Source organism: Nocardiopsis salina YIM 90010, from assembly GCF_000341025.1.
In the GTDB taxonomy this organism is placed as follows: Bacteria; Actinomycetota; Actinomycetes; order Streptosporangiales; family Streptosporangiaceae; genus Nocardiopsis; species Nocardiopsis salina.
Genome location: NZ_ANBF01000149.1, coordinates 25,750 through 47,951, shown reverse-complemented (window position 1 = coordinate 47,951; position 22,202 = coordinate 25,750). Strand labels below are relative to the sequence as shown.

23 protein-coding genes and 1 pseudogene are annotated in these 22,202 nt (G+C 70.5%); 14 read left to right on the top strand and 10 right to left on the bottom strand.

The genetic code is table 11. From position 1 onward, the window contains the following. Window positions 1–179 precede the first annotated feature (179 nt). The 3 genes from D474_RS31815 to D474_RS0116700 all read right to left on the bottom strand — a co-directional run bounded on the left by D474_RS31815 (window position 180) and on the right by D474_RS0116700 (window position 3,420). Window positions 180–656 (bottom strand): hypothetical protein, encoded by a 477-nt coding sequence (locus D474_RS31815; RefSeq protein WP_152476884.1) that lies wholly within the window; start codon window positions 654–656, stop codon window positions 180–182. Between the two features lie 1,130 nt (window positions 657–1,786). Continuing rightward, window positions 1,787–3,004, bottom strand: coding sequence for a hypothetical protein (locus D474_RS0116705; RefSeq protein WP_017614688.1), 1,218 nt, complete (start codon window positions 3,002–3,004; stop codon window positions 1,787–1,789). A gap of 68 nt (window positions 3,005–3,072) precedes the next feature. Next, on the bottom strand, window positions 3,073–3,420 hold the full coding sequence (locus tag D474_RS0116700) for a DUF6507 family protein (protein ID WP_017614687.1): 348 nt from the start codon (window positions 3,418–3,420) through the stop codon (window positions 3,073–3,075). Window positions 3,421–3,733: 313 nt separating this feature from the next. Here D474_RS0116700 and D474_RS0116695 point away from each other — a divergent pair, with 313 nt between their 5' ends. Next, window positions 3,734–4,438 (top strand): hypothetical protein, encoded by a 705-nt coding sequence (locus tag D474_RS0116695; RefSeq protein ID WP_152476882.1) that lies wholly within the window; start codon window positions 3,734–3,736, stop codon window positions 4,436–4,438. A gap of 7 nt (window positions 4,439–4,445) precedes the next feature. Here D474_RS0116695 and D474_RS0116690 read toward each other — a convergent pair whose 3' ends face one another. Beyond that, window positions 4,446–4,976, bottom strand: coding sequence for a TetR/AcrR family transcriptional regulator (locus D474_RS0116690; protein ID WP_017614685.1), 531 nt, complete (start codon window positions 4,974–4,976; stop codon window positions 4,446–4,448). A 17-nt stretch (window positions 4,977–4,993) separates the two neighbouring features. Beyond that, window positions 4,994–5,317 (bottom strand): DMT family transporter, encoded by a 324-nt coding sequence (locus D474_RS0116685; protein WP_017614684.1) that lies wholly within the window; start codon window positions 5,315–5,317, stop codon window positions 4,994–4,996. Between the two features lie 303 nt (window positions 5,318–5,620). Here D474_RS0116685 and D474_RS0116680 point away from each other — a divergent pair, with 303 nt between their 5' ends. Continuing rightward, entirely contained in the window at window positions 5,621–6,898 is a 1,278-nt protein-coding gene (locus D474_RS0116680) for a L,D-transpeptidase (protein WP_017614683.1), read from the top strand. Window positions 6,899–6,983: 85 nt separating this feature from the next. Here D474_RS0116680 and fmdA read toward each other — a convergent pair whose 3' ends face one another. Beyond that, entirely contained in the window at window positions 6,984–8,243 is a 1,260-nt protein-coding gene (gene fmdA, locus D474_RS0116675; RefSeq protein WP_017614682.1) for a formamidase, read from the bottom strand. Between the two features lie 23 nt (window positions 8,244–8,266). Next, window positions 8,267–8,482 carry a hypothetical protein gene (locus D474_RS0116670; RefSeq protein WP_017614681.1) on the bottom strand — a complete coding sequence of 72 codons (216 nt, stop codon included), beginning with the start codon at window positions 8,480–8,482 and terminating at the stop codon, window positions 8,267–8,269. Between the two features lie 155 nt (window positions 8,483–8,637). Here D474_RS0116670 and D474_RS0116665 point away from each other — a divergent pair, with 155 nt between their 5' ends. After that, a complete protein-coding gene (locus D474_RS0116665; RefSeq protein ID WP_017614680.1) occupies window positions 8,638–9,072 on the top strand; it encodes a MarR family winged helix-turn-helix transcriptional regulator in 435 nt (144 codons plus the stop codon). On the opposite strand, the gene D474_RS0116660 is transcribed toward D474_RS0116665, so the two are convergent. Next, window positions 9,060–9,674 carry a hypothetical protein gene (locus tag D474_RS0116660; protein WP_017614679.1) on the bottom strand — a complete coding sequence of 205 codons (615 nt, stop codon included), beginning with the start codon at window positions 9,672–9,674 and terminating at the stop codon, window positions 9,060–9,062. The genes D474_RS0116665 and D474_RS0116660 overlap by 13 nt on opposite strands. 491 nt (window positions 9,675–10,165) lie before the next feature. On the opposite strand from D474_RS0116660, the gene D474_RS0116650 reads away from it, so the two are divergent. The 10 genes and pseudogenes from D474_RS0116650 to D474_RS0116610 all read left to right on the top strand — a co-directional run bounded on the left by D474_RS0116650 (window position 10,166) and on the right by D474_RS0116610 (window position 19,181). After that, complete coding sequence (locus D474_RS0116650; RefSeq protein ID WP_017614677.1) at window positions 10,166–10,648, top strand: MarR family winged helix-turn-helix transcriptional regulator; 483 nt, start codon at window positions 10,166–10,168, stop codon at window positions 10,646–10,648. 123 nt (window positions 10,649–10,771) lie between these two features. Continuing rightward, complete coding sequence (locus D474_RS0116645) at window positions 10,772–11,236, top strand: DoxX family protein (RefSeq protein ID WP_017614676.1); 465 nt, start codon at window positions 10,772–10,774, stop codon at window positions 11,234–11,236. 287 nt (window positions 11,237–11,523) lie between these two features. Further along, a pseudogene (locus D474_RS33430) lies at window positions 11,524–11,943 on the top strand (trypsin-like peptidase domain-containing protein); the annotation flags it as partial. Between the two features lie 98 nt (window positions 11,944–12,041). After that, complete coding sequence (locus tag D474_RS33425) at window positions 12,042–12,473, top strand: hypothetical protein (protein ID WP_239647095.1); 432 nt, start codon at window positions 12,042–12,044, stop codon at window positions 12,471–12,473. Then, window positions 12,463–13,947: a hypothetical protein gene (locus D474_RS0116635; RefSeq protein ID WP_017614674.1), complete on the top strand. Its 1,485-nt coding sequence runs from the start codon at window positions 12,463–12,465 to the stop codon at window positions 13,945–13,947. The genes D474_RS33425 and D474_RS0116635 overlap by 11 nt, the downstream gene beginning before the upstream one ends. Window positions 13,948–13,981: 34 nt before the next feature. Beyond that, entirely contained in the window at window positions 13,982–15,094 is a 1,113-nt protein-coding gene (locus tag D474_RS0116630; RefSeq protein ID WP_017614673.1) for an AAA family ATPase, read from the top strand. Then, window positions 15,091–16,731 carry an SAV_2336 N-terminal domain-related protein gene (locus D474_RS0116625; protein WP_026118556.1) on the top strand — a complete coding sequence of 547 codons (1,641 nt, stop codon included), beginning with the start codon at window positions 15,091–15,093 and terminating at the stop codon, window positions 16,729–16,731. The genes D474_RS0116630 and D474_RS0116625 overlap by 4 nt, the downstream gene beginning before the upstream one ends. Further along, window positions 16,728–17,066 carry a CU044_2847 family protein gene (locus D474_RS0116620; protein ID WP_040703764.1) on the top strand — a complete coding sequence of 113 codons (339 nt, stop codon included), beginning with the start codon at window positions 16,728–16,730 and terminating at the stop codon, window positions 17,064–17,066. The genes D474_RS0116625 and D474_RS0116620 overlap by 4 nt, the downstream gene beginning before the upstream one ends. Window positions 17,067–17,114: 48 nt before the next feature. Next, entirely contained in the window at window positions 17,115–17,792 is a 678-nt protein-coding gene (locus D474_RS0116615; RefSeq protein WP_017614671.1) for a response regulator transcription factor, read from the top strand. Window positions 17,793–17,795: 3 nt separating this feature from the next. After that, the gene (locus tag D474_RS0116610) at window positions 17,796–19,181 is read left to right on the top strand and encodes a HAMP domain-containing sensor histidine kinase (protein WP_017614670.1); all 1,386 of its coding nucleotides are present in this window, start codon (window positions 17,796–17,798) and stop codon (window positions 19,179–19,181) included. Between the two features lie 206 nt (window positions 19,182–19,387). Here the strand turns inward: D474_RS0116610 and D474_RS0116605 are convergent, their stop codons facing one another. Beyond that, window positions 19,388–20,065: a TetR/AcrR family transcriptional regulator C-terminal domain-containing protein gene (locus tag D474_RS0116605; protein WP_017614669.1), complete on the bottom strand. Its 678-nt coding sequence runs from the start codon at window positions 20,063–20,065 to the stop codon at window positions 19,388–19,390. A gap of 37 nt (window positions 20,066–20,102) precedes the next feature. Between D474_RS0116605 and D474_RS0116600 the strand changes: the two genes are divergently transcribed. Then, window positions 20,103–20,969: a CPBP family intramembrane glutamic endopeptidase gene (locus D474_RS0116600; RefSeq protein ID WP_017614668.1), complete on the top strand. Its 867-nt coding sequence runs from the start codon at window positions 20,103–20,105 to the stop codon at window positions 20,967–20,969. Window positions 20,970–20,991: 22 nt separating this feature from the next. Here the strand turns inward: D474_RS0116600 and D474_RS0116595 are convergent, their stop codons facing one another. Beyond that, window positions 20,992–21,939 carry a TAXI family TRAP transporter solute-binding subunit gene (locus D474_RS0116595; protein WP_017614667.1) on the bottom strand — a complete coding sequence of 316 codons (948 nt, stop codon included), beginning with the start codon at window positions 21,937–21,939 and terminating at the stop codon, window positions 20,992–20,994. Window positions 21,940–22,202: the final 263 nt, after the last annotated feature.

The following is a 22,202-nucleotide window of genomic DNA, read 5'->3' as shown; positions in this document are numbered from 1 at the left end:
TCCTGAATCTTCCGGCCGAACAGGCGCCTTCCTTTGATTTTCGACATCATAAAGTCGGAACCCCTTCCGGATCCTGCCCAGACATCCAGGACTAGGAAGCATAATTCCGTGCCCTCAGCACTCGACTACCCCTTCATACCGGACAACCCATCTCGAGGCCCCTAATTTTTCCCTTCTTCTCAACTGTACATGGCACGGATTTCCGTGAAGGACTCCAGCTGATGCTCATACAGAGGTCGGTTTTTCTGGTCCATGTGAAGCAACATTGAGAAGAAATACTCACCTCCTTCGGTCAATTTTAGAACGAACTCTTTTTCGTCTGCATTCGCAGAAACATCAAGGTCCGGATGGCTAGCCGAGAGAGACACCTCCAGGCGTTGACCTCCAATTCTTTTCATCTCGAACAGAATGGGTTGATCCGGGAAGTAGGTAGATGATTCATCCTTCCTGGACAAGCCCTTTATTGCACTCAGAAGCCCAAGCCAAAGCGGGACAATATAATCCCACATATCCTTGGTCACCAACGGGACTCCGTTGACCGCCATTTCAATCGCACCCTCCGCATAAGAAGGATCTTCGATCCCTGAACTCCAGCCTCTCAGGGGCACGAATGATCCATCTTCGCCACGCAAAAATGACCTGATCTCCACGTTCACGCCAAATCCTCTAATCTCTGCTTGTACTTCGGGTAAAGCATTCCAACTCTTCCAAAAGTAGTACCTACCACATATTCCTGACCTCGCACCACCCCCGTTACCCGGAAACCTCCGTTAGATCCCTCCTGGAGGATCGTTTCCTTGTTTTGCAGAAGAACTGCCTCGACGATGTTCGGGATATCTTCAATTCCGACCGATTCTTCAAAATAGGTTTGGTTCCTCTTGGTCGACCCATTCCAGTAATCTGGGTGGTGCCTCTGCAGAATGTGCTGCATCCCCTCCCGCTGCAGCAGAAACGAATGTGGTCCGATTTTCGTACTCCGAGGGCGGAATCCTCGAAGGTCGTTGATGACCCTCTCTGGCGGTGCTTTCCTCAGAACCTCTGGAGGACCTCCAGAGGTTCCCCCGTTTCTCTCGTCTTCTCTTGTGCCGGTACCTGATGGTTCGTCATGGTCGCCAGGACGGCCATTGTTTTCGGAGTCGCTCGGTCCAGGCCCTTCGCCGGGTGACGTGGGTGGGTCCCCACCTCCGGTCCTGTCTCCGCTGCCGCCACCATCAGTGGACGGGGCCGGTGACCCGCTGTCCTCGCGCGGGGTGGCGGGCGAGGAGCGGTCACCATCCCGCGGGGAGGGGTTCCCGTTCTCGTTCGGGTCACGCAACGCCGGGGCGTCGGGCGAACCCTGGTCACCGCGTGGTGACGTGGTCCAGGGGTCGGTGGAACGGTCCGCTCCGTCGCTCCTGGTGGTGTCGCGCAGGCCTTGGCTGGTGGGGTCCGGTAGGGCACCGGACTCGTCACGTCGACCGTCGTCGGTCCGCGTCCCGGTTCCGGGCTCGCCCCGACCGGAACCGCCCTCGGGGTTCGTGGAGGCCACAGGCCCACCGCCGCCATCGCGAGGACCGTCGTTGGGCGTCGGACCGTTCTCGCCCGGCCGGCTCGATTCCCCGGAGCGGTTCCCGGTTCCCGGACCGCTCCCCTCGCCAGGGCTGGCGGAGCCGGGGCCCTCCGGCCTTGCAGGAGGCGGCGGGGTCGGCGCCCCCGCCCCCGGTCCCGGCCCCGTATTCGGTGCACCGCCCTGGCCTCCGCCCACCTGCTCGTTGAGCCGCTGCAGAGACTCGTCCATGTTCTGCAGCTACGACGTCGGATCAGGGTGGGCAGCCGGCGACTCCGGCGTGTCCACCGTGTCCGTTCCCCTCGCCCCGCCCGGCGTGATGGGCGCGGTCCCTCCGCCCCGGTCGCCGGCGTCCCCACCGGTGCCGGGTGAACTCGTGTCGAAGCTTCCGGACACGTCACCGGACAGGCGCACCCAACCGAAGGGCGCAATCATGGCGAGCGAGTTCAGCCCACCGTTGACAAAGGTGAAGTAGGGACGGTCCTCGTACTCGCTGACCGGGATGATGGAGTCACCGATCACCGCCAGCGCGGCCTGGCTGTTCTCCCACTGGGCCTCGAGACTGCCTGGATCCTCCCACTCGCCTTGAGCGTTGGAGCCGGCGACCGCGAAGAACGTCTCCTTCAGCTCCTCCCAGTTGGCGACCAGGTTCTCGCCGTGTTGGGTTCCGAGAGGGTAGGCAGCTTGTCCGTCACGCCACAGTCCGGTAGTCATCCCGACGCTCGCCACGATGTCTGCGAAGAAGACGCCGCCGCCCGCGAGTCCGTCCTCGGTGTCCCCGGTCGGTATCGCGGCGGCGCCTCCCCACGGGTTGGCGTCGTCCACCCTGTAATTCAGATCGCCGTAGAGTTCTCGGTTCCGCTCTTCGTCATCCCTCGTCTCGGTCTGGTCGTACTGCGCCTTGTCCGAGTTCCCGATGAACCGCGTGCCGTCGTAGTGCTCGCCGATGGCGTTCGCGCATTCGCGCTCCGCCTCTTGGTAGGCCTGGACCGCCTCGGCCACACGGTTGTTGATGCCGTCGTTGGTGGCGCGGTGGATCTCGTCGTCGAGCCACTCGTCGTCCCAGCCGACCTCCTCGCGGAACTCCTGGGCCTCCTCCTTGAGGCCGATGAGTGTGTTCTTGATGGAGCCTGCGCTGATGGCGAAGCCTTCGAGCGCCCAGGCCGCGTCCTCGGCGGCCGCGGCCACATCGGAGGCGTCCACCGTGATCGGGTCGAGGGCGCTCAACAGGGCCTCGGACTCGGGGGCGACGTAGACCGGGCTCAGCGCGCCCCACGAGGTCTTGATGTCGTCGGCGGTTTCCTCGATGTTCTCGCCGGCCGTGCGCAGGGCCGAAGCGGCGGCCTCGAGCGCCTCGCGGTCGACCTTCGGGATGGGGATCATCGACGGGCTGACACCGCCGTCGGAGGCCGGGGCAGCGCACGAGTCGATGTCGAAGGAGGAAGGGGCGTCGTCCATGGTGTGGGGGGTGGGGTGGGGGACGGGGGGTCACGAACAGGCCCGTGAAAGGGCCGGGCCGAGATGGATCAGTCGGAGTACTGGGGGTCGGGGACCTCGCCGATGTTGTCCTGGGCCTCGCTCGCCATCTCCAGGTCTCCTGCCACGTAGTGGCTGGTCGCCTCGCCCGCACCGCCGACGGCTGAGGCGGTCAGCTCGACGACCCCGCCCACGAGGCCGGACACGTACTCGGCGAACTCACCCAGGGCCGCACTGATCGGCACGCTCCCTGCCGCGTCCTCGCAGTCGGCGGTGGCCTCGCCCAGAGCGAGCGAGTCCCCGGTCAGGCCGCTGCTCCCGTCCTCGTCGCCGATCTGGCCGGAGACGGTGGTCAGGACCCCTTGCACCTCGGGGACCTGGATGTTCCAAGCGGACATGGAGCCTCCCTGCGTCTACGGGCACGTAGAGCGCCTCGGTCGTCACGGATGGTGCCGGTCGGGATTCCTCCGGAGCTTCCCGGACAAGGGCCATGGAAGGGACAGACGGATGTCTCACGTTTCCGAGCCCGCTGTCGTGGGACCGCGTTCGAGCAGGGATGACGTGCCCATCCCTGGAGTGGCATCGGAGGTGTGATGCCGGACACCGGACGCCCATCTCGGCAGACCTTCGAGGATCTCCGGGCACACTTCACGTCCGCGTGCGTCCGACGGTGCCGGGTTTGCGGTTCCGTGGTGCGGCTATGGGGTGACCATGGCGCAGGGACCGAAGGAAGCACCGGGCTCCGGGCGGTTCGCCCCCGGGCTCGCCCTCGTGCGCCTGCAGATCCACGCGCGGAGCGATCCGCGCCGCTACGCGCGACGGGCGGGTCTGGTGTGCGTCGGCGTGACCCTGCTCGTGGTGGTCCCGGCGGTCCTGCTCGTGCTGCCGCGGGACGGCCTCGCGCCGGACCAGGCGTGGCTCGCGCTGGGGGCCGCCGTCGGCCTCGTGCTCGTGGGTGTCGGGGTGTTCGCCCTCTGCCAGGCGTTGTTCCGCTGGGTGGTCGGCGGTACCGAGGTGCCCGCCGTCACCGAACCGCACCGCAGGAGGACGGCCGGGCGGTACGTGCGCCGCGGGCAGCTCAGCGGGGACCCCGCGCTGGATGCGCTCGGGCGGCGGTTGAGCGTGCAGGCCGAACGCATGATGTCACCGCTCTACTGGGCTCCCGTGGCGGTGGTGGCGGTGCTCCACGGGCTGACTCTCGTGCTGCAGTTGGCGGGAGGCCAGGTGACCCCATTGCGGGTGACGATGCTCGTGCTCGTGGTGGCGGTGCTCGTGGTGCTTCCGCTCGTGCTGCGGACGCGCCTCCGCCGGGCTCGGGCGTTCCGGGTCGCCCACGACGCCCGGTACGGCATTCCGGCCCCGAATCCACCGCGGGAGCCGTGGGTCTCCGGTCCGCGCAACGCGCCCCAGCGGTGACCCGGCGTCAGCGGTCGAGGAGCCTGCGCAGGACGCGGTGCGCCTCGTCGGGACCTGGTGCGTCCGCGTCCGAGTAGGCGCCGCGCAGGAACATCCCCTCGATGGCGGTGGCCACGCCGGTGCGCCGCACGGGGTCGGCGGCGTAGGGCGCGAGGAAGGCGTCGAGCGTGGCGGTCCAGCGCTGGATCTCCGGGCGCATCGCCGGACGCCGTGCCGCCATGAGGAAGAGTTCGCACTCGGCGACCAGGTGGGCCCGGGCCTCCTCGGTCGTGGGCGCGATGAGCCGGGCCAGCGCGGCGAGCCCCTCGTCGCCGGGGCCGAGGGCGTCGATGCGTTCGACGTAGAGGTCGTTGACGCTGGTCAGAGTGGCCACGAGCAGGTCGTCGACGGCGGCGAAATAGTNGGCGGCCACCCGCCGCTGGCTCACGGATCCGGCCCCGTCGCGTTCGATGACGCGCATGGTCGCCTCGACCAGCAGGCGGCGGCGTTGTTCGCCCTTGCGCCTGCGGCCGTCCTGGATGCGGTCGGGGTCGGTCACGTCGTCTTCCTCCGGTCTCAGTGCTGTCCGCCCATCTCCAGGGCCATCACGCCGGCGATGACGAGGGCGATGCCGCCGGTCTGCACCCAGGTGAGGGACTCCCCCAGGAACACCGCACCGATCACGGCGACAAGAGCGACACCGACGGCCGCCCAAATACCGTAGGCGACTCCGAGGTCCATGCCTTTGACCAGCGCCTGGGACAGCAGGAAGAACGCCGTGACGTAACCCACGACCACGAAGACCGAGGGCAGGAGCTTGGTGAAGCCCTCGGAGAACTTGAGCGAGGTCGTCGCGAACACCTCGGCGGCGATGGCGCCGGCCAGGAAGATCCACTGCATGGCGCACCTCCTTCTGAAACAAACTGTGCATTTGCTCAGGTTTATCGAGAAACTGGTTCGATCGGACTAGATTCTAGACGCAGGGAGGGACCGAACACAACGGGTGCAACATGGGGCTTCCGGCACATATCCTGGTGGTCCTGACATGTACCCCCAGGGTGTACCGTCGGCGGTTCCGGCCCCCCGGAGCCGCGGGGCGTCGGTAACCGCTCGATACCGATGCGGCCGGGATCCGAACCTTTTTCGCTCTCGTGCGTCCAATACAGGGACACGGCGTTCGAGACAATCCATGGAGGTCCAGACGTGACGGGGAAGACCTACGCGGCCGGCCCGCGCCGGTTCGGTGCGGTGCTGGCATCGCTGGCACTGATCGCCACCGCCTGCACTTCCGGTGACGCGGAGACGCAGGGCAGCGACGAGGCCGACGCCGCCCCCGCCGAACTCTCCATCTCCCCCGACACCGGCGAGGAGAACCTCCCGCCCAACTCCCCGGTCAACGTCGCAGCCGAGGGCGGGTCCATCACCGGCGTCGATGTCGACCAGAGCGTCGGCGAGGACGACGAGGAGGACCCCGACCTCTACGAGATGACCGGCACCCTCAACGACGACGACACCGAGTGGGTCAGCGACTGGAACCTGCGCCCCGGCGCCGAGGTCGTGGTCACCGCCACCGCCGAGAACGAGGCGGGTGAGGAGACCGAGCTGGTCCACGAGTTCACCACCGAGGCCGCACCCGAGGGCAACCGCCTGGGCCTGGCCTCCAACTTCCCCAATTCCGGCGACACCGTGGGCGTGGGCATGCCCGTGGTCATCAACTTCGACCACCCCGTGACCAACAAGGTCGAGGTCGAGAACTCCATGGACGTCGAGTCCGAGGAGGAGATCGCCGGCGCCTGGAACTGGGTCGACGACCAGATGGCGGTCTTCCGCCCCGAGGAGTACTGGGAGCCCCACCAGCAGGTGAGCGTCGACCTGAACCTCGCCGGTGTCGAGGCCGCCGACGGCGTCTACGGCAACCGCAACCACGAGATCGACTTCGAGGTCGGGCGCGAGCTCATCGCGACCATGCACGTGCCCGACCACGAGATGGAGATCGAGATCGACGGCGAGCACGACCGCACCTTCGAGGTGAGCAACGGCGCCGCCAACCGCGAGTTCGACACCACCACCAGCGGCACACACGTCCTCATGGAGCGCCACGAGGACCTCACCATGGACGCCGCCACCCTCGGCATCGACGAGGACGACCCCGACTACTACCGCCTCGACGTCAAGTACGCCGTCCGCACCTCCAACAGCGGCGAGTTCGTGCACGAGATGTCGAGCAACGGCAACATCGGGTCGGCCAACACCTCCAACGGCTGCACCAACCTGCGCATGGACGACGCCCAGTGGTTCTTCGAGAACACCCTGATGGGCGACATCCTCGACACCACCGGCACCGACCGCGAGTTCGAGTGGGACAACGGCTGGGGCTACTGGCAGATGTCCTGGGACGAGTGGCTGGAGGCCAGCGAGACCGGTGAACCGCAGATGACCGACGGCTCGGGCACGCCCGCCCCGGTCCACGGCGACGTCTGAGACACCGGCCCGAACGCCCGGCGGGGGTCGCGGAACCGATCGGTTCCGCGACCCCCGCTCTCGTGTGCACCGGGTCGGCCGCGCCTCAGCCGCCGGCCACGGCGACCTGACCGCGGTCCTTGTACACGGGACCGCCCGCACCCGGGCGGATGTCGTCGGTGAAGATCTCCGTCGGCAGGTACACCGCGCAGCACGCGTTGGGCACGTCCACCACCCCACCGATCCGGCCCTCGATCGGGGAGGTGCCCAGGATCAGGTAGGCCTGCTCGCCCGTGTACCCCCACTTCTTGAGGTAGGAGATCGCGTTGAGGCAGGCATTGCGGTAGGCCTCGGTCGCGTCCAGGTACAGGTTGGTGTTGTCGCGGTGGTCCACGCCCACCCCGATGAAGGTCAGGTACTCGGAGTACTGAGGTGCGACCCGGCCGGGCTGGAAGACCGGGTTGCGGTGGACGCCGTAGGACTCCATGCCGCCCTTGATCACATCCACGTGCAGGTCGATGAAGCCGCCCATCTCGATGGCGCCGCAGAAGTTGATCTCGCCGTCGCCCTGGCTGAAGTGCAGGTCGCCCACGGACAGCAGCGCACCGGGGACGTGCACGGGATAGAGGATCCGCGAACCGCGGGTGAGGTTCTTGATGTCGTGGTTGCCGCCGTTCTCGCGGGGAGGCACGGTACGTGCGCCCTCAGCGGCGATGCGGTCGAACAGGTCGCCCTCGGCGGTACCGGCGAGCGTGCCGGAGGTCAGGGGCGGCAGGGCCAGCGGCGGCACCCGTTCGGGGTCGGTGGAGATGAGGGCGCGCTCGCGCCGGTTCCAGCGCTCCAACAGCTCCTGCGAGGGTGCGACCCCCATGAGCCCGGGGTGGGTGATACCGGTGTACTCCACTCCGGGCACGTGGCGCGAAGTGGAGACCTGGCCCTTGAAGTCCCACACGGCCTTGTAGGCGCCGGGGTAGTAGTCGGTCAGGAACCCGCCGCCGTTGACCTTGGCGAAGATGCCGCTGTACCCCCAGCCCTGGCCGCAGACCGGGCCCTTCTCCGAGGCCTCCTGCGGGATCGCGCCGATGTCGAGGATGTCGACGACGAGCAGGTCGCCGGGTTCGGCGCCTTCCACGCGGACCGGGCCGCTGAGCATGTGGGCGTGGTCGAGGTCGACGCCGCGCACGTCGTCGGCCGAGTCGTTGTCACCGATCTGCCCGTCGGTCCACTCCCGGCACTCGATGCGGAACTCCTGGCCGGGACGGGCGGTCGCTGCGGGCGGGACGTCGGGGTGGAAACGGTTGTGTCCGGGCACGGCCTGCCGGGCCATGGGCCTGTCGGGATCGTGGCTGAAGAGGACCTCGGGCATGGGCAACGGCCTTCCTGTCGTGGTCAGGATCGGTGGGCGATGCGGGGGTTCTCTGAGCTCTCGGCTGCCACGTCGCGCATACGGTGGACGGCCCTGGGCACGGAACGCACCATCGGGGCGGTGAACGTGCGGGCGGCGCGGGCTCCGCAGTCGCATTGCACGCTCTCGGGGGCCTCACCCATGGGGGCGTCGGCTGTGGTCTCGTGGCGTTCCGGGCAGCGGTACAGGTAAGCGGCCATGGCGACCTCACTCGTCGGGTGGGCTGTGGTCTCCGGGGCGGGCCCGATCCTGGTGGGGCCCTGTGTCCGCGTTGCTCTCGCCGCGTGACGGTGGTGCTACATTCACATCGGAAGTTTTCCGGAAGGCCGGGCTTCGGGCAAGGGACGGCGCGCGGATGGGTCGACACACCACGGGCAGGGGCATCGACGCACTGTTCCTGCGCCGGATGGCGGCCCGCCTCGACCGCGGGGCCGCCTCGGTCGTGCGCAGCCACGGGCTCACCGTCGACCAGTGGCGCATGCTCGACCTGCTCGCCGGTTCCGGCCCTCTGCCCATGGCCGCGCTGTGCGAGGAGCTCAGTCTGGCCGGGGCCACCGCCACCCGCGTCGCCGACCGGCTGGTCGACGAGGAGCTGGCGCGCCGTTCCATCGACGACAGAGACCGACGACGGGTGGTCCTGCGCATCACCGGGAACGGACGCGACCTGCGCGCGGACCTCGCCGACAGCGTCGAGCACGCCCAGCGCGAGCAGTGGGAGAGCCTGGACGGCCCCGACCACGACCGCCTGGCGCGGCTGCTCCGCTCGGCCGGCGGGCTTCAGGCCCAGTAGGCGAACCAGAGCGGCCCGGGCGTGATGAACGGGGTCGTGGCCAGGAGTGCGGCCAGCAGCGGGGCCGGAACGGGGTGAGGCGCCCGCGGCCCCGGGGGGACGGGCTCCTCGGACATTCGCGTGCACAGGGCCACCGCGGTCCAGGGCGCCACCACCAGCACCCACAGCAGACCGACAGCGGGGTCGATGCGCGCCGCCAAGATCGCCGGGAACAGGGGCACCAGCCCCAGGAGGGCGGGCACCACCCCGAGCGCCGGAAAGCGGGCCGGCCACCGCAGCCTCGGGCGCCAAGCGCGGCCGAGGTCGGGCGCACGCCCCCGGACGGCGTCGGCGGCGACTCGGAGCGCGGCGCACACGGCGATCGGGACCCCCGCCAGCAGGGCCAGGACGCCGGTGGCCGCGAACACCCGGGTGAGCAGGGGGAGAGAGGACCATACGGGAGCCTGTCCACTGGTGATCGCGCCGTGCGCGGTGAGGGCGGCTGCGGTGAGCGCTCCCAACAGCAGACAGGGCAGCAGGGGCATGAGCAGGGCCGTCAGCAACGCCCGGTAGTGCCGTCGCGTGGTGCGTGCGACCTGCCCCACGGCTACGCGTACGCCCATCGCGATCCCTCCCGAGAAGCCCGTGCCGTAGGCAGATTACCCACGGCGGGAGGGGTACGGGCCTACCAGGCGCGCACGCCCGTGGGCGCCGGCAGGTGTTCGCGGAGCCAGGTCCAGGAGCCGTCGTTCTCGGTGAAGCGGCGCTGGGCCAGGGCGGTGTTCCACACCGCGCGGNCCCCCAGCCGGTACCGGTACCCCGTCAGCACAGCGCACACCTCCCCTGTCGATCCTGGTGGGGACCGTAGCGGGAGGCTGTGACATTTCCGGGCCGCGGACGGTCATCCCCGCCCTGAAGGACGGGGTCTGCACCGCCAAACCAGATCACCGGTCCCTGTGTGTTGCGACGGAGGGTGTGACTCTACAGACCCCGATAACATTGCGTGAGTAAAATGGTGCGGATCGTGAGTGGACTCCGGGTGAATCCGAGGCCCCGGACCACCCCGGTAGCGTTGGCACCAGGTACACAGGCGAGCGGTGTGGGGAGCGGCCCGTTGTCCGAGACTCGGTGGCTCGATGGGAACGAGCAGTGGACCTGGCGCAACTTCCTCACCGCGGTGCACCTGCTGGAGGCCCGGCTCGACCGCCAGCTCAGGCATGACTCCGGCCTCTCCCACTCGGCCTACACCACGCTCGCGGCGCTGTCGGAGACCCCTGGGCAGACGATGACGATGAGCGCTCTGGCCGCGTACCTGCGCGCCTCGCAGAGCCGCATGTCGCACGCGGTCTCCAGCCTGGAGCGCGAGGGCCTGGTGCGCCGCTCCAAGCGGCCGGGCGACCGCCGCACCACGGTGGTCGAACTCACCGGGGACGGCCGCGCCGCACTGGAGGAGGCGGCGCCGGGCCACGTCGAGGAGGTCCGGCGTGTGCTCTTCGACTCCCTGACGCCGGATCAGGTGCGCCAGCTGGACGGCATCAGCACCGCCGTACTCGGGGCTCTCGACCCCGAGGGCGTGGAGCCGCGGTACACACGCTGACCGGACCGCGGGCCTCGATCCGGGCGCGGCTTCGCGGTACGGTATAGCTTCCCGGGAAAAGGTTGTACCTTCAAGTTTAGGTGCCACCCCGACCGAACCCGACTCACGAAGCTGGAGGGCACCATGTCCCGACGCCCGCTCACGTCCAAGGTCCACGACGTCACCGCCCTAGCTGCCCGTGCGGTCGTCGGTGTCACCTTCATCGCCCACGGCCTGCCCAAGGCCACCGACATCGGCGGAACCGCCGCGGGCTTCGAAGCCATGGGCATCCCCGCCCCCGCGGCCGCAGCGGTCGTGGGCGCCGTGATCGAGGTCGGCTTCGGCGCCGCGCTGATCCTCGGCCTGCTGCTCCCGCTGACCGGCATCGCCCTGGCCGCGATGATGGGTGCCGCCCTCGGCTTCGCACATGTGGGCGATGCGTTCGTCGGCGGCTTCGAGCTCCCACTGGCCCTGGGCGTGACCGCCCTGGCCCTCGGCTTCTCCGGCGGACGCCTGGCCCTGGACAGCCTCCTGCCCCTGCCGTGGAACGAGCTCCGGGCCGAGAAGCAGCAGACCCCGGCCACCGAGGAGGCACCGGCCTCCGCGTGACCGGCCGGCCGCTCGAGCGAACCACACGGAGGGCCGCACACCGCATCAGGTGCGCGGCCCTCCTCTTTTTCTCCTCTTTCCTTTGCAACAGGAGAAACAACGCTCACAGATATCACCATTACTTCGCGAGAACAATCCTCGTTCTGTCGGCTCCGGATGGTGGCCCTGAGGCGTTTTGGGGGTAAATACGTAGAGTCGAAGCCAATAAACGCCGTGTTGTTTGGATCCGGTGTTCTGGGACCGTCCCCCCATTTCCCGGGTGCCCAACCTCCGACAACGGGAGCGTCGTGTCCGCATCCGCCCACCACAACAGCACACCCGACTGGCAGTTCAGGATCACCGACCGGGACGGCGGAGTCCTCCACGGGGCCGCGGTGCTGGTCTCCCACGACCACGTCCTCACGTGCGCCCACGTCGTGCGCACCGCCGCCGGCGAGGGCGGCCCCGGCACCCGGGTCCGCCTCGATGCGCCCCGCGGCGATCGCGGCTGGCACACCGGAGCCGAGGTCGTCGAGGACGGATGGTGGTGGGAGGACGCTCCCCCGTGGGACGCGGCCCTGCTGCGCCTGGACCGCCGTGCCCCCGCCGCACCCGCGCCGCTCGACACCCGCGCACCGCACACCTTGACCGACCTGGGCATACGGATCCTCGGGTTCCCCCATGCGCCCGCCGGACGCTGGCTCACGGGGACCGTGCGCGGCCCCGGCGGTGCCCGCCCCGAGTACGTGCAGATCGACGTCGACGNGTCCCCCGCGGCTTCAGCGGGAGCGGGGTCAGCGACCGCGACGGCCGCCTCCTCGGCATCGTGCGGGAGGCCGGCGCGCAGGGGCGGTTGGCGTGGATGGTGCCGCTCACGGCCGTGCCCGCGCTGCGCCCGCCACGCACTCCGCGCCCCGCAGGACCCGCGCCCGCCCGGCTCGGACCCGGCCCCGCACCAGCCCTCGACCACGCGAGCCTGCACACGCTCGCCGAGGCCGTCTCCGACCTGGAGACCGTCGCCTCGCGCGACGTACGCGCCCTCTTCGTCAGCGCCCTCGACCCCCGGCTGCGGCGCAGGATCGACTCCGGAGCGGTCCCCGTCGTCTTCTCCCACCAGCTCGTTCTACGGGCACACCGCGACTACGGGATCCTCGGCGAGGTCCTGGACCACCTGGCGGCGTGGGAGGAGGCCAGCGCACCCATGCGGCGTGTCCGGGAGGCCGCCGCTCCCCTGTTGAGGGGGTGCGGTGACACCTGAGGACCGCGAGAGCCTGGTCGACGCCCTGTGCGAGGTCGCCTACGTGCAGGACCGGGAGGGCCAGAGCGACCTGCTGAGCTGTCTGCCCCTGCGTATCCGGCGCGAGGTCGGAACCGGCCAGGTCTACCGCTTCGCCCTGCGCCTGGTCACCGCCTGCGAGACCCAGGGGACACTGCTGCCGCTGGTGCGGTGGGTGCTGCGCAAGGATGCGCGCAGTGTCGCCGCCGAGGCCCTGGCCACCGAGGCGGCTCCCTACGTCCGCGAGGCCGAGGACTCCGTGCTCGGATCCGTGCTCGTGGACGCCGCCACCGCCGGGGCCACCACCGTCGCCGGGGACCTCGCGACCGTGCGCGCCGAACTCACCCTGCTGCCCTGCGAACCCGCCGTCCGCGAGACCTACCGGTCGATCCGCGCCGACCACGCCGGAAAGGGCGGCGGCCTGCCCCCGCCGGAGACCGCGTGGGAGGCGCTGGTCAACCTCGCCCTGCTCCCTGCCTTCGCAGACCCCTCCCCCGCCGCGCGGTTCTGTGCCTGGCTCGCGGGCACCCACCCCGCGCTGGCCTGCGCCGACCTCCTCGGACAGTGGGGCGGGGCCCTGGGCGCCGACCCCCTGCCCCTGCCCGCGCCCGAGGACCTGCCCGCGCGCCTGGTGGTCCGCGTCAGCCGCAGCTGCCGCGACCGCTACGACCTGGAGAGCTGGTCGGTGCTCAGCGACGGGCGCGGCGGTCCTCCCGACTTCGCCGAACACTGGATGGACCGCGACGTGCCCGGCGAGGACGTCAGTGTCCGGGTGGGAGCCCGCCTCGACCTGCTTCTCGCAGATTCCCGCGCCGCACACCACAGCAGCACCCGCGTCGAACTGGTGACCTCGCTCGATCTCATGGCCGAGGCCGTCGCCGAACGCTGGCAGAACGGGCGCACGCTCCAGGGGCGGCCCCTGGGCGAACGCGCCGAGGTCGTCTACCGCGACGAGGCCCTCCTCGACCGGCGCGACCCGGAGGTCAGAAGTGCCCAGAAACGTTTCTCACAACGCTGGTCCGGCCTTATCCGCGACGGCAGTGCCGCTGTTTTCGACCTCTTCCACACGGCGGACATGAATGAGAGACTGATCGCCAAAAGGCTCGATGACGACAGAGTCATCGGAATTTCCGTTCCACGCGGTCTCGGCGAAGTTTTCCTGAGCGTGGCCCTGGCCGTGCGGAGCGGGGTTCCGGTGGTCATCTGGCACTTCGGGGACTCCCCCCGTGCGGTCGGATCCTGGTTGAGCCCGGTGCAGATGGAACGCGAGGTGACGGTGTCCCCCGACGACATGTCCGAGCTGCCCGCCGCCCTGCTGCGCTCCCGGTCGGGGCGCGTGTCGCCCAGTGATTACGGGTACATCGAGAGCAGTTCGCAGATCGCTGTCATCTACCACGACACCCTGCCGGTCCTGCCCCCTCCGCCCCCACCGATGTCCCACCGAAGCATCCAGTAGCCCGCGTCGGGCGCGGTTCGAAGGACAACCCCCCATGACCACACCAGCCGAATCAGGGTCGACCGGTCCCGTGCCGGACGTGCCGGAGTGGTGGATCTTCCACGGAACGGGCCAACCCCGCCCGCACCNCCCCCCCCCCCCGCCACAGTGGCGGACCTTCGGCGGGAGGCCTGACCCCTCCGACCCGCCCCACGACGAGACCAGCGGCCGTTACCTGGGGCCGGCCCGCACCCGGGGTTTCGCCATCCCCCTCGGCCCCGAACGCAAGGACCTGCTCGACAAGGTCAACGCCGCCATCCACCTGCGGCGCCCCCTGTTGCTGGTGGGACCACCCGGTGTGGGCAAGTCCAGCCTGGCCCACCAGATCTCCCGGGAGCTCCAGCTCGGGCGGGTGCTGCGGTGGCCGGTGACGAGCCGGTCGACGGTGCGCGAGGGGCTGTACTCCTACGATCCGCTCACCCAGATCCACGACCTCAACCTGGAGAACGCCCGCGTGCGGCTCACCGGCGACGAACCCCCCGACGGGGGCGACGACCGGCTCGGCAGCAGCGCGCGCTCCATCGGTCGCTATCTCACTCTCGGCCCGCTGGGCACGGCGTTCCTGCCGGCACACCTGCCGCGGGTCCTGCTCGTCGACGACTTCGACCTGGGCGACTTCGACCTGTCGGGAGACCTGCTCGACCTCTTCGAGAGCGGCGGCTTCGACGTACCCGAACTCGCGCGCCTGGCCGGGGTCGCCGAGAGCATAGGAGTGGCCACGGACGACCCGGGCCGTTCGGTCGCGGTCGAGCGCGGTCGTGTGCTGTGCGCGGCCTTCCCCATCGTGGTTCTGACCTGCAACAACGACCGCGATCTCCCACCCGCCTTCATGCGGCGGTGCATCCCCGTGCGTATGGGGCTGCCCCGGGAGGAGGAGCTCCTGGCCGCGGTCGCCGGGCACTTCGACGGCAACCTTCCCACCGGTACACGGGATCTCGTCACCAAGTTCCTCGATGCGGGTGTGCACGGCGACCAGCTCGCACTCGACCAACTGCTCAACGCCGTGCACCTGGTCGGACAGCTCGACCACGAGGGCGGGCCCACGCCCGATCAGGTCGACCACCTGGCCGAGCTCCTCTGGCACCGGCTCACGGAATCCCCAGGATGAGCGGCGGCCCGGAGCCCCTGCCGCTGGGCGAGTACGGTCTCGACGCCACCGACCTCGCCGACGCCGTGCACCTGGCCGCGGTCATGAAACAGGCCGCGGACGGCACCTCCCGGCTGCGGTACGGCCACCTGGCGCACCTGCCCTTCACCGAACCCCTGCCACCGGACCCCGCGTCGCCCGACGCCGTCCCGCGCCGGCACAACGCAGCGCCCGAGGCCCCCGAACCGGCGCCCGGACCGGCGGAAGGGCCGACGTCCGTGCCCGCCGCGCCCATCGACGACCCCGCCCACCAGCGCCTGGAGGACCGTTCCGCCCTCCTGTCGGCATTCGGCCGGTTCAGTCTCAAGGTCCCCCGCGGCCGCCCCGAGCACCCCGACCTCGCCGACACCGCCCGCAACTACGCCCGCGCACTCCTGGACACCGCGCACTGGGAACCGGGGGAACGACGCTCCTCCGGGGTGCCCGTCCTGCCCGCGCTGCGCCCGGGGGCTGCGCGGACCGTGCGCCTGGCCCTGGTCACCGACACCGGGGTATCCATGCTGTTCCAGCGCGGGATAACCCAGGACCTCACGCGCCTCCTGCGCCGCAGCGGCATCTTCCGCTCCGTCGACCTGCTCGGTTTCGACTCCCAGCGGCCCGGTGCTCCCCTGCTCGCCGACCCGGACGGACGCCCCCGGCACCTGCGGCCGCCCGGAGAGACCGGCCCACACGTCACCCTGATCGTCACCGACGGGCTCGGGGCGGCCTGGGGCGACGCCGGGTTCCAGGACTGGGTGGCGCGAGCCGCACGCGGCGGGGCGGTGGCCGTTCTCCACCTGCTGCGCCCGCAGTTGTGGCGGCGCGGGTCGATCCGCACTGTGCCGACACGCATCCGGGCGGCATGGCCGGCGAGCCCCGCCGGTCCCAACACCGGATACGTGCGCGAGAGCACCCGTGCTGGCGCCGTCGGGGAGGAGAGCCCACGCGGAACCCTGATCCCGGTACTGCCGTTGCGCGCCGCCGCCCTGCACGACTGGGCGTCCTTCACGATGGTGCGCAGCCGCGCGCGCCTGTGGGTGCACGCCGCCGAGTATCCCGACCCCGGGGCGCGGGCCGACCCGGAGGTGCCCGAGGGGGACGCGGTGCTGCGGTTCCGGCGCACGGCCAGCCCGGAGGCGTTCGAGTTGGCGGTGTCGCTGGCGGCGGTGCCACTGCACCCGGCCGTGGTCTCGGAGGTGTGCCGGGACGTGTTGGGAGCGGCCTCGCCCTCCGAGCTCACCGAGGTCTTCTTCAGCGGGCTCGTGCGCCTGGCCGACGGTGTGCTGGACGAGACTCCGGGCGAGGAGGTCCGGTGGGACTTCCGTGACGGTGTGCGTGCCCGGCTGCTCGCGCTCGGCGGGCAGGTACCGGAGATCCGCCGGATGCTGCGCCTGGCCGTGCGGGTGCTGGACGGCCGCGACCCCTGGTTCGACGACCTCGCCCGGATGCTCGACGGCGAACACGTCGGCACTCCCCGGGCCGGCGCCGGAGCACGGATGTGGGTCGACGCGATGCTGCCCGCCGTCGAGAGCGCCGCCGTCGCACGCCGGTACCGCTCCCCCGTCGACGTCTACGCCCGCTACGGGCAGGGGCACCCCCGGGAAGGAGACAGGCCGTGACTCGACTCGTGCGTCTGCGCATCGGTGACCAGGGGCCGGAGGAGGACGAGGTGTACGTGGAGGTCGACGGCGATCCCCACGGCACCGAGCTGGTCTCGGGCGGGGACCGGATCGAGGAGGCGGTCGGCACGCTCACCGAACGGCTCTCCTCGGTACGGCGCGCGGTGGGCGCCGCGCTGGACGAGCTCGGCACCGCCCTCGGCCCGGACGTGATACGGGTCACCGTCGGGGTGAAGCTCGGCGCGGAGACCGGCGCGATCATCGCCCGCTCGTCCGCCGAGGGCAACCTGCGCGTGCAGATGGAGTGGGACCGCCGGGACGAGGCCGGGGGCTGAGGGGCCCGCGGGCCGGGTGTCCTCCGCAGGTCGCCGAATCTGCCTACCATGCTGCTCATGCGCATTCTCGTGGTGGAGGACGACGACCGGGTCGCACGGGGGCTGGTGACCGCCCTGCGGTCGGCCTCGTTCGAGGTCCAGCGGGTGGCCACCGCCGAGCGCGCCCTCAGCGCCCCACCTGCCGACGTCGTCCTGCTCGACCTCGGCCTGCCCGACGCCGACGGCATCGAGCTGCTGCGCCGCCTGCGAAGCCGGCCGCAGACCGCCATCATCGCCGTGACCGCCCGCAGCGAGGAACGCGACCGGGTGCGCGGGCTGCGCGCCGGCGCCGACGACTACGTTGTCAAGCCCTTCGGGGTCGCCGAACTCCTCGCCCGCGTCGACGCGGTTCTGCGCCGCACCCGGCCCGCCCGCGCCGAACCCGTGGAGGCCGAGCCGCCGATCCGCGTGGGAGAGGTGGTCGTGCACCCCGACACTCGCACGGCGACCGCGGACGGCGAACCGATACGTCTGGCCCGCAAGGAGTTCGACCTGTTGGCCCTGCTCGCCGGGCGTTCGCCGTCGGTGGTGGCCCGCGACCAGATCCTCGACCAGGTCTGGGGCACCGCCTGGGAAGCCTCCTCGCGCACCCTCGACACCCACGTGGCGTCGCTGCGCGGCAAGCTGGGCGGCTCTGTGCGCATCCGTACCGTGCGGGGCGTCGGTTACGTCCTCGACGGGGGCTGAACCGTGCTTCGGCGCCTGCTCGTCATCCTCGTGCCGTTCGCCGTGGTGCTGGTCGTGGCGGTCCTGCTACCGCTCGGCACGATGACCGCCCAGCAGCGCACACAGGAGGCCTACGTCGACCGCACGGGCGACGCCGGGCGGTTCGCGTCCCTCGCCCGGAGCGCGCTGGAGGCCGAACGGTTGTCCGCGCTCGACCAGGAGATGGAACGTTATCGGCAGCTGTACGCGAGCCCCGTGCTGGTGGTCGCCCCTGACGGCCGGGTCGTGGCCGGGTCGGAGGACGACGAGCGCTCGGCCGAGCTGTTGGAGTCACTGCCCATCGACGTGCAGGTGCGCACCGCCCTGGCCGGCGAGCGTCCTCCGCCGCCGGAGGCCGTGTGGCCCTGGAGCGACGACCCGCTCGTGGTGGTCGAACCCGTCGGCCGCGACAGCGAGGTCGCCGGGGCTGTCGTACTGGTCGCGCCCACCGACCGGCTGGCTTCGGAGGTCCTCGACGCCTGGGTCTGGACGGCCGTCGGCGGACTCGTTCCGCTGGCCCTGCTCGTCGCCGCCGCCCTGCCGCTGTCCCGGTGGGTGCTGCGCCCGATCCGGCGCCTGGACGAGGCCACCGAGGCGGTCTCGGCGGGCGACCTGGAGGTGCGCGCGGACGCCGAACGCGGACCGCCCGAGCTGCGCCACCTCACCGACTCCTTCAACACCATGGTCTCGGTCGTGCAGGCCGCGCTGGAACGCCAGCGCGCGTTCGTCTCCGAGGCCTCCCATCAGCTGCGGAACCCTCTCGCGAGCCTGCGCCTCGCGGTGGAGAACCTCGCGCCGCACCTGCGGACCGAGGAGGCGCGGGAGGCCCATGCGATCGCCGTGGACGAGGCCACCGTCATGCACAGGATGCTGAACTCTCTGCTGGCGGCGACCCGGTTGGAGAGCATCACCGGTTCCGAACCCGTGGACGTGTCGGAGGTACTCGAGACGCGTGTGGAACGCTGGCGCGCCCTGGGCTCCTCGCGCGGTGTCGAGGTCGAGACCGACGTACCCGAAGGGCTGCGTGCGCTCGCGCCCGCGGGCGGGCTCGGCAGCATCCTCGACGAGCTGGTCAGCAATGCGACACGCCTCTCGGGCGGGACGCGGGTCGTGGTACGGGCTCGCGGGGGCGATCCCGTGCACCTGTGGGTGCTCGACGACGGCGGCGGACTGCCGGAGGAGGAGCGCGAGTCGGCCCTGGACCGGTTCTGGCGCTCGACCCGTCACCAGAACACCGAGGGCACCGGGCTCGGACTCGCGATCGTCGCCGACCTCGTGCACGGCAGCGGCGGGCGGCTGTCGCTGACCGACGGCATCGGGGAGGGCGAGCGTCCCGGCTTCGGTGTACTGATCGAGCTCCCGCCGGCCTGAGGGGTCCGGTCAGCGGTCCAGGTGGGCCAGGGCCGCCGGCGCACGGCGGTGCCCGCCCGTCTGCGGATCCGGGTCACGCTCGGTGACGATCGAGCCGATGTGTGCGCACCGCCGTGTCCGACACCACGAGGATGCGGGCGATGGCGGCGTCGGCCCGCCCCGGCCACGGATCCCAGGACCTCGCACTCGCGGGGTTCCAGGCCCCGTCACGACGCGTGGCGTGCGGCGATGCCGTCCACGATCAGGTCGAGGACCTGGTCGAAGTAGGTGTGCTCGACGGCGAGCCCGTCCGGCTCCGACACCGCGGTGGCCAGCGTCGCCTCGTGCTCGTGCGAGGCGTGCGCCTTCGTGGTCTGCATCGCGACGGCGGAGGTGGCCGCGCCGATGATCTGGTTCGAGACCGCGCGGATCGCAACGGCCTGCTGTTCCTCGCCGCCGAGGCCATGGAGCGCGTCGACGATCCGCCGCCCCAGGGCGACCGCGTTCGGGCCGATGAGCGGGCGGGAACCGGCGAACTCCGCTGCCCAGGCATGAGCGGTCAGGGCCGTGTAGAAGCGGCGCGCGGTGTCCCTGATCGCGGTGTCCCAAGGGGCGTCGGGGGCCGGGAGGCCAGCGGCGGCCTCCGCCAGGATCCCGTCCACGGCCAGGTCGACGAGGTCCTCCCGCCGCTTGACGTACCAGTACAGGCTCGTCGCGTGCACGCCGAGCTCGGTCGCGACCTTGCGCATGGTCAGCGCCCGGGCGCCGTCGCGGTCGAGCAGCGCGATGGTGCCCTCGACGATGCGGTCGCGGGTGAGGGAGGGCTGGGAACGGCGGCGCTCCGTCCGGTGGAAGACGCTGTCGAACTGCTGCTCGGATCCGGGGTCGCTCATGACCGCCAGCATAGGAACTCATACGTTGTATGACGCTATCCAACAGTGTATGTTGATGCGCATGATCAACGAACCCTCCACCCAGCGACCTCACACCCCCTCCCCCGCGCAGGCCCCCGACGCTGCGCGCACGACCGCCGTGCACCCCCACGGACTCACCGCGTTCCTCGTGATCGCCTTCGCCTTCTCCTGGACCGCGTGGTGGGCAGCGCCCCGCGTGATCCCGGCGGACGACACGATGCCGTTCGTCGTCGCCGGCGGGTTCGGCCCGATGGTGGGCGCGGTCGTGGTCACCGCCGCCACCCAGGGCGGCGCCGGGGTCCGCGCGCTGTTCCGGCGATACTCGATCGGCCGCAGGGGCGGCCCCGTCCCGTACTTGATCGGGGCGCTCGCCCTGGTCGCCATCGCCGCGGCCGCGGCCCTGCCCGTGTACACGGGGAGCGTGCAGCTCGACGAGCCCGAGCTGCGCGCGGCGCTGATGACCGTGCCCGTGCAGTTCCTGGTCATCGCCCTGGTCGGCGGCGGCAACGAGGAGCTCGGCTGGCGGGGCTTCGCCCAGCCCCGGCTGCAGGGGGTGCTCTCCCCGCTCGGCGCGAACGTGGTCCTCGGCATCGTCTGGGCCGTGTGGCACGCGCCCCTGTTCTCGTTGGCGGGCACGATGCAGTCGCAGATGTCCTTCCCCGCCTACACGATGCTCTGTGTCGGCCTCACGGTCGTGCTCGCCCACGTCTTCAACTCCGCCCGCGGCGGTGTGCTCGCCGCGGTCGTCGTGCACGCCGCCGTCAACGTCACCTCGGGGCTGAAGGCGGTGGTCGTCCACGACCCGGCAGGCGTCACCGAGGTCGCGCTCGTCCTCGCCGCCGCCGGCGTGCTCGTGCTCGCCACCCGCGGACGCCTGGGCCTGCGCCTCGCCTGACCCGCGTACGGCCTCGACCGGTTCAGGCGGGTTTGTGCTCCCGGTACCACTGGGCGGCGCCGGGGTGCAGGGGCACGACGCCGGTGGAGATGCCGGTGCGCACGTTGATCTGCGCAGCCTCGGGCCGCTCCTCCGCGAGGGCCTCCGCACCCCGGTAGACGGAGTCGGTGATGCGGACGACCAGGCCGTCTGGCAGATCGGTGCGGCACAGCAGCAGGTTCGGGATCGACATGGTCGGACAGGCCGCGATGCCCTCGTAGGTGGTCGCAGGGATGTTCGCGGGGAAGTACGCGTCCGGGTGGACCCCCACCATGAGGTCGGCGGTTCCGGCCAGGTCGATCAGCCGCACATCGTGGTTCTCGGCGAGGGAGGCGATGGCGGGGGTCGGCAGGCCCGTCAGGGAGAACATCGCGTCGATCTCCCCCGAGGCCAGGGCCTCGGCCGAGGCCGCCTGGTCCAGGCGCACGGGATCGGCGCCCACCCCGGTCTCGGCGAGGACCTGCTCCGCGGTGAACTCGGTACCGGAGTTGACCTCGCCGATCGACACCGGCCTGCCGTCCAGGTCCTCGATGGATTGCACCGGGGAGTCGCCCATGACGACCAGGTGCACGAAGCTGTCGTACAGCCGCCCGACCGCGCGGATCCCGCTGCCCTCGGCCGCCTCGGTGGAGAGCACCGAGTCGAGGTTGGCCAGCCCCAGGTGGGCCTCACCGCCCTCCAACAGGACGAGGTTGTCGTGCGAGGCACCGGTCTCGACAGTGACGACCTCGGTGCCGTCGAGTTCCTCGTCGAGCAGCATCGCGATCCGGGATCCGATCTCGCGGTAGACGGCCCCGGGCGGCCCGGTCGCCACGACGAGTTCACCGGGACCGGACGCCGGGCCGCGTGTGCATCCACTCACCCCGAGGGCAGCGGCCGCCCCGGCCAGGTTCAGGAGCGCGTCACGGCGGTTGGGTCCACTCAGGTGCATAGGTGCAGCTTAGACACGGTTTGCTCGGGAGCCCGACGTGTTCACCCCCTGCAACGAAGTGTCTCAGGTCACTCACGTTGGGTGGCGCAATGTCAGGAGAATCCCAAGTCTTCCGCAGTTGCGTTGCACACATCATCACCCAGTAACCAGGATCACAGGGTCAGAAGGAGGTAACCCGAGAGAAACCGCAGAGAAACGTGTGGTGCGGCTCGGGTTCCACAGGAGGGGCTTCAAGACGACACCTGCGGCCTCTCGTGACCAGG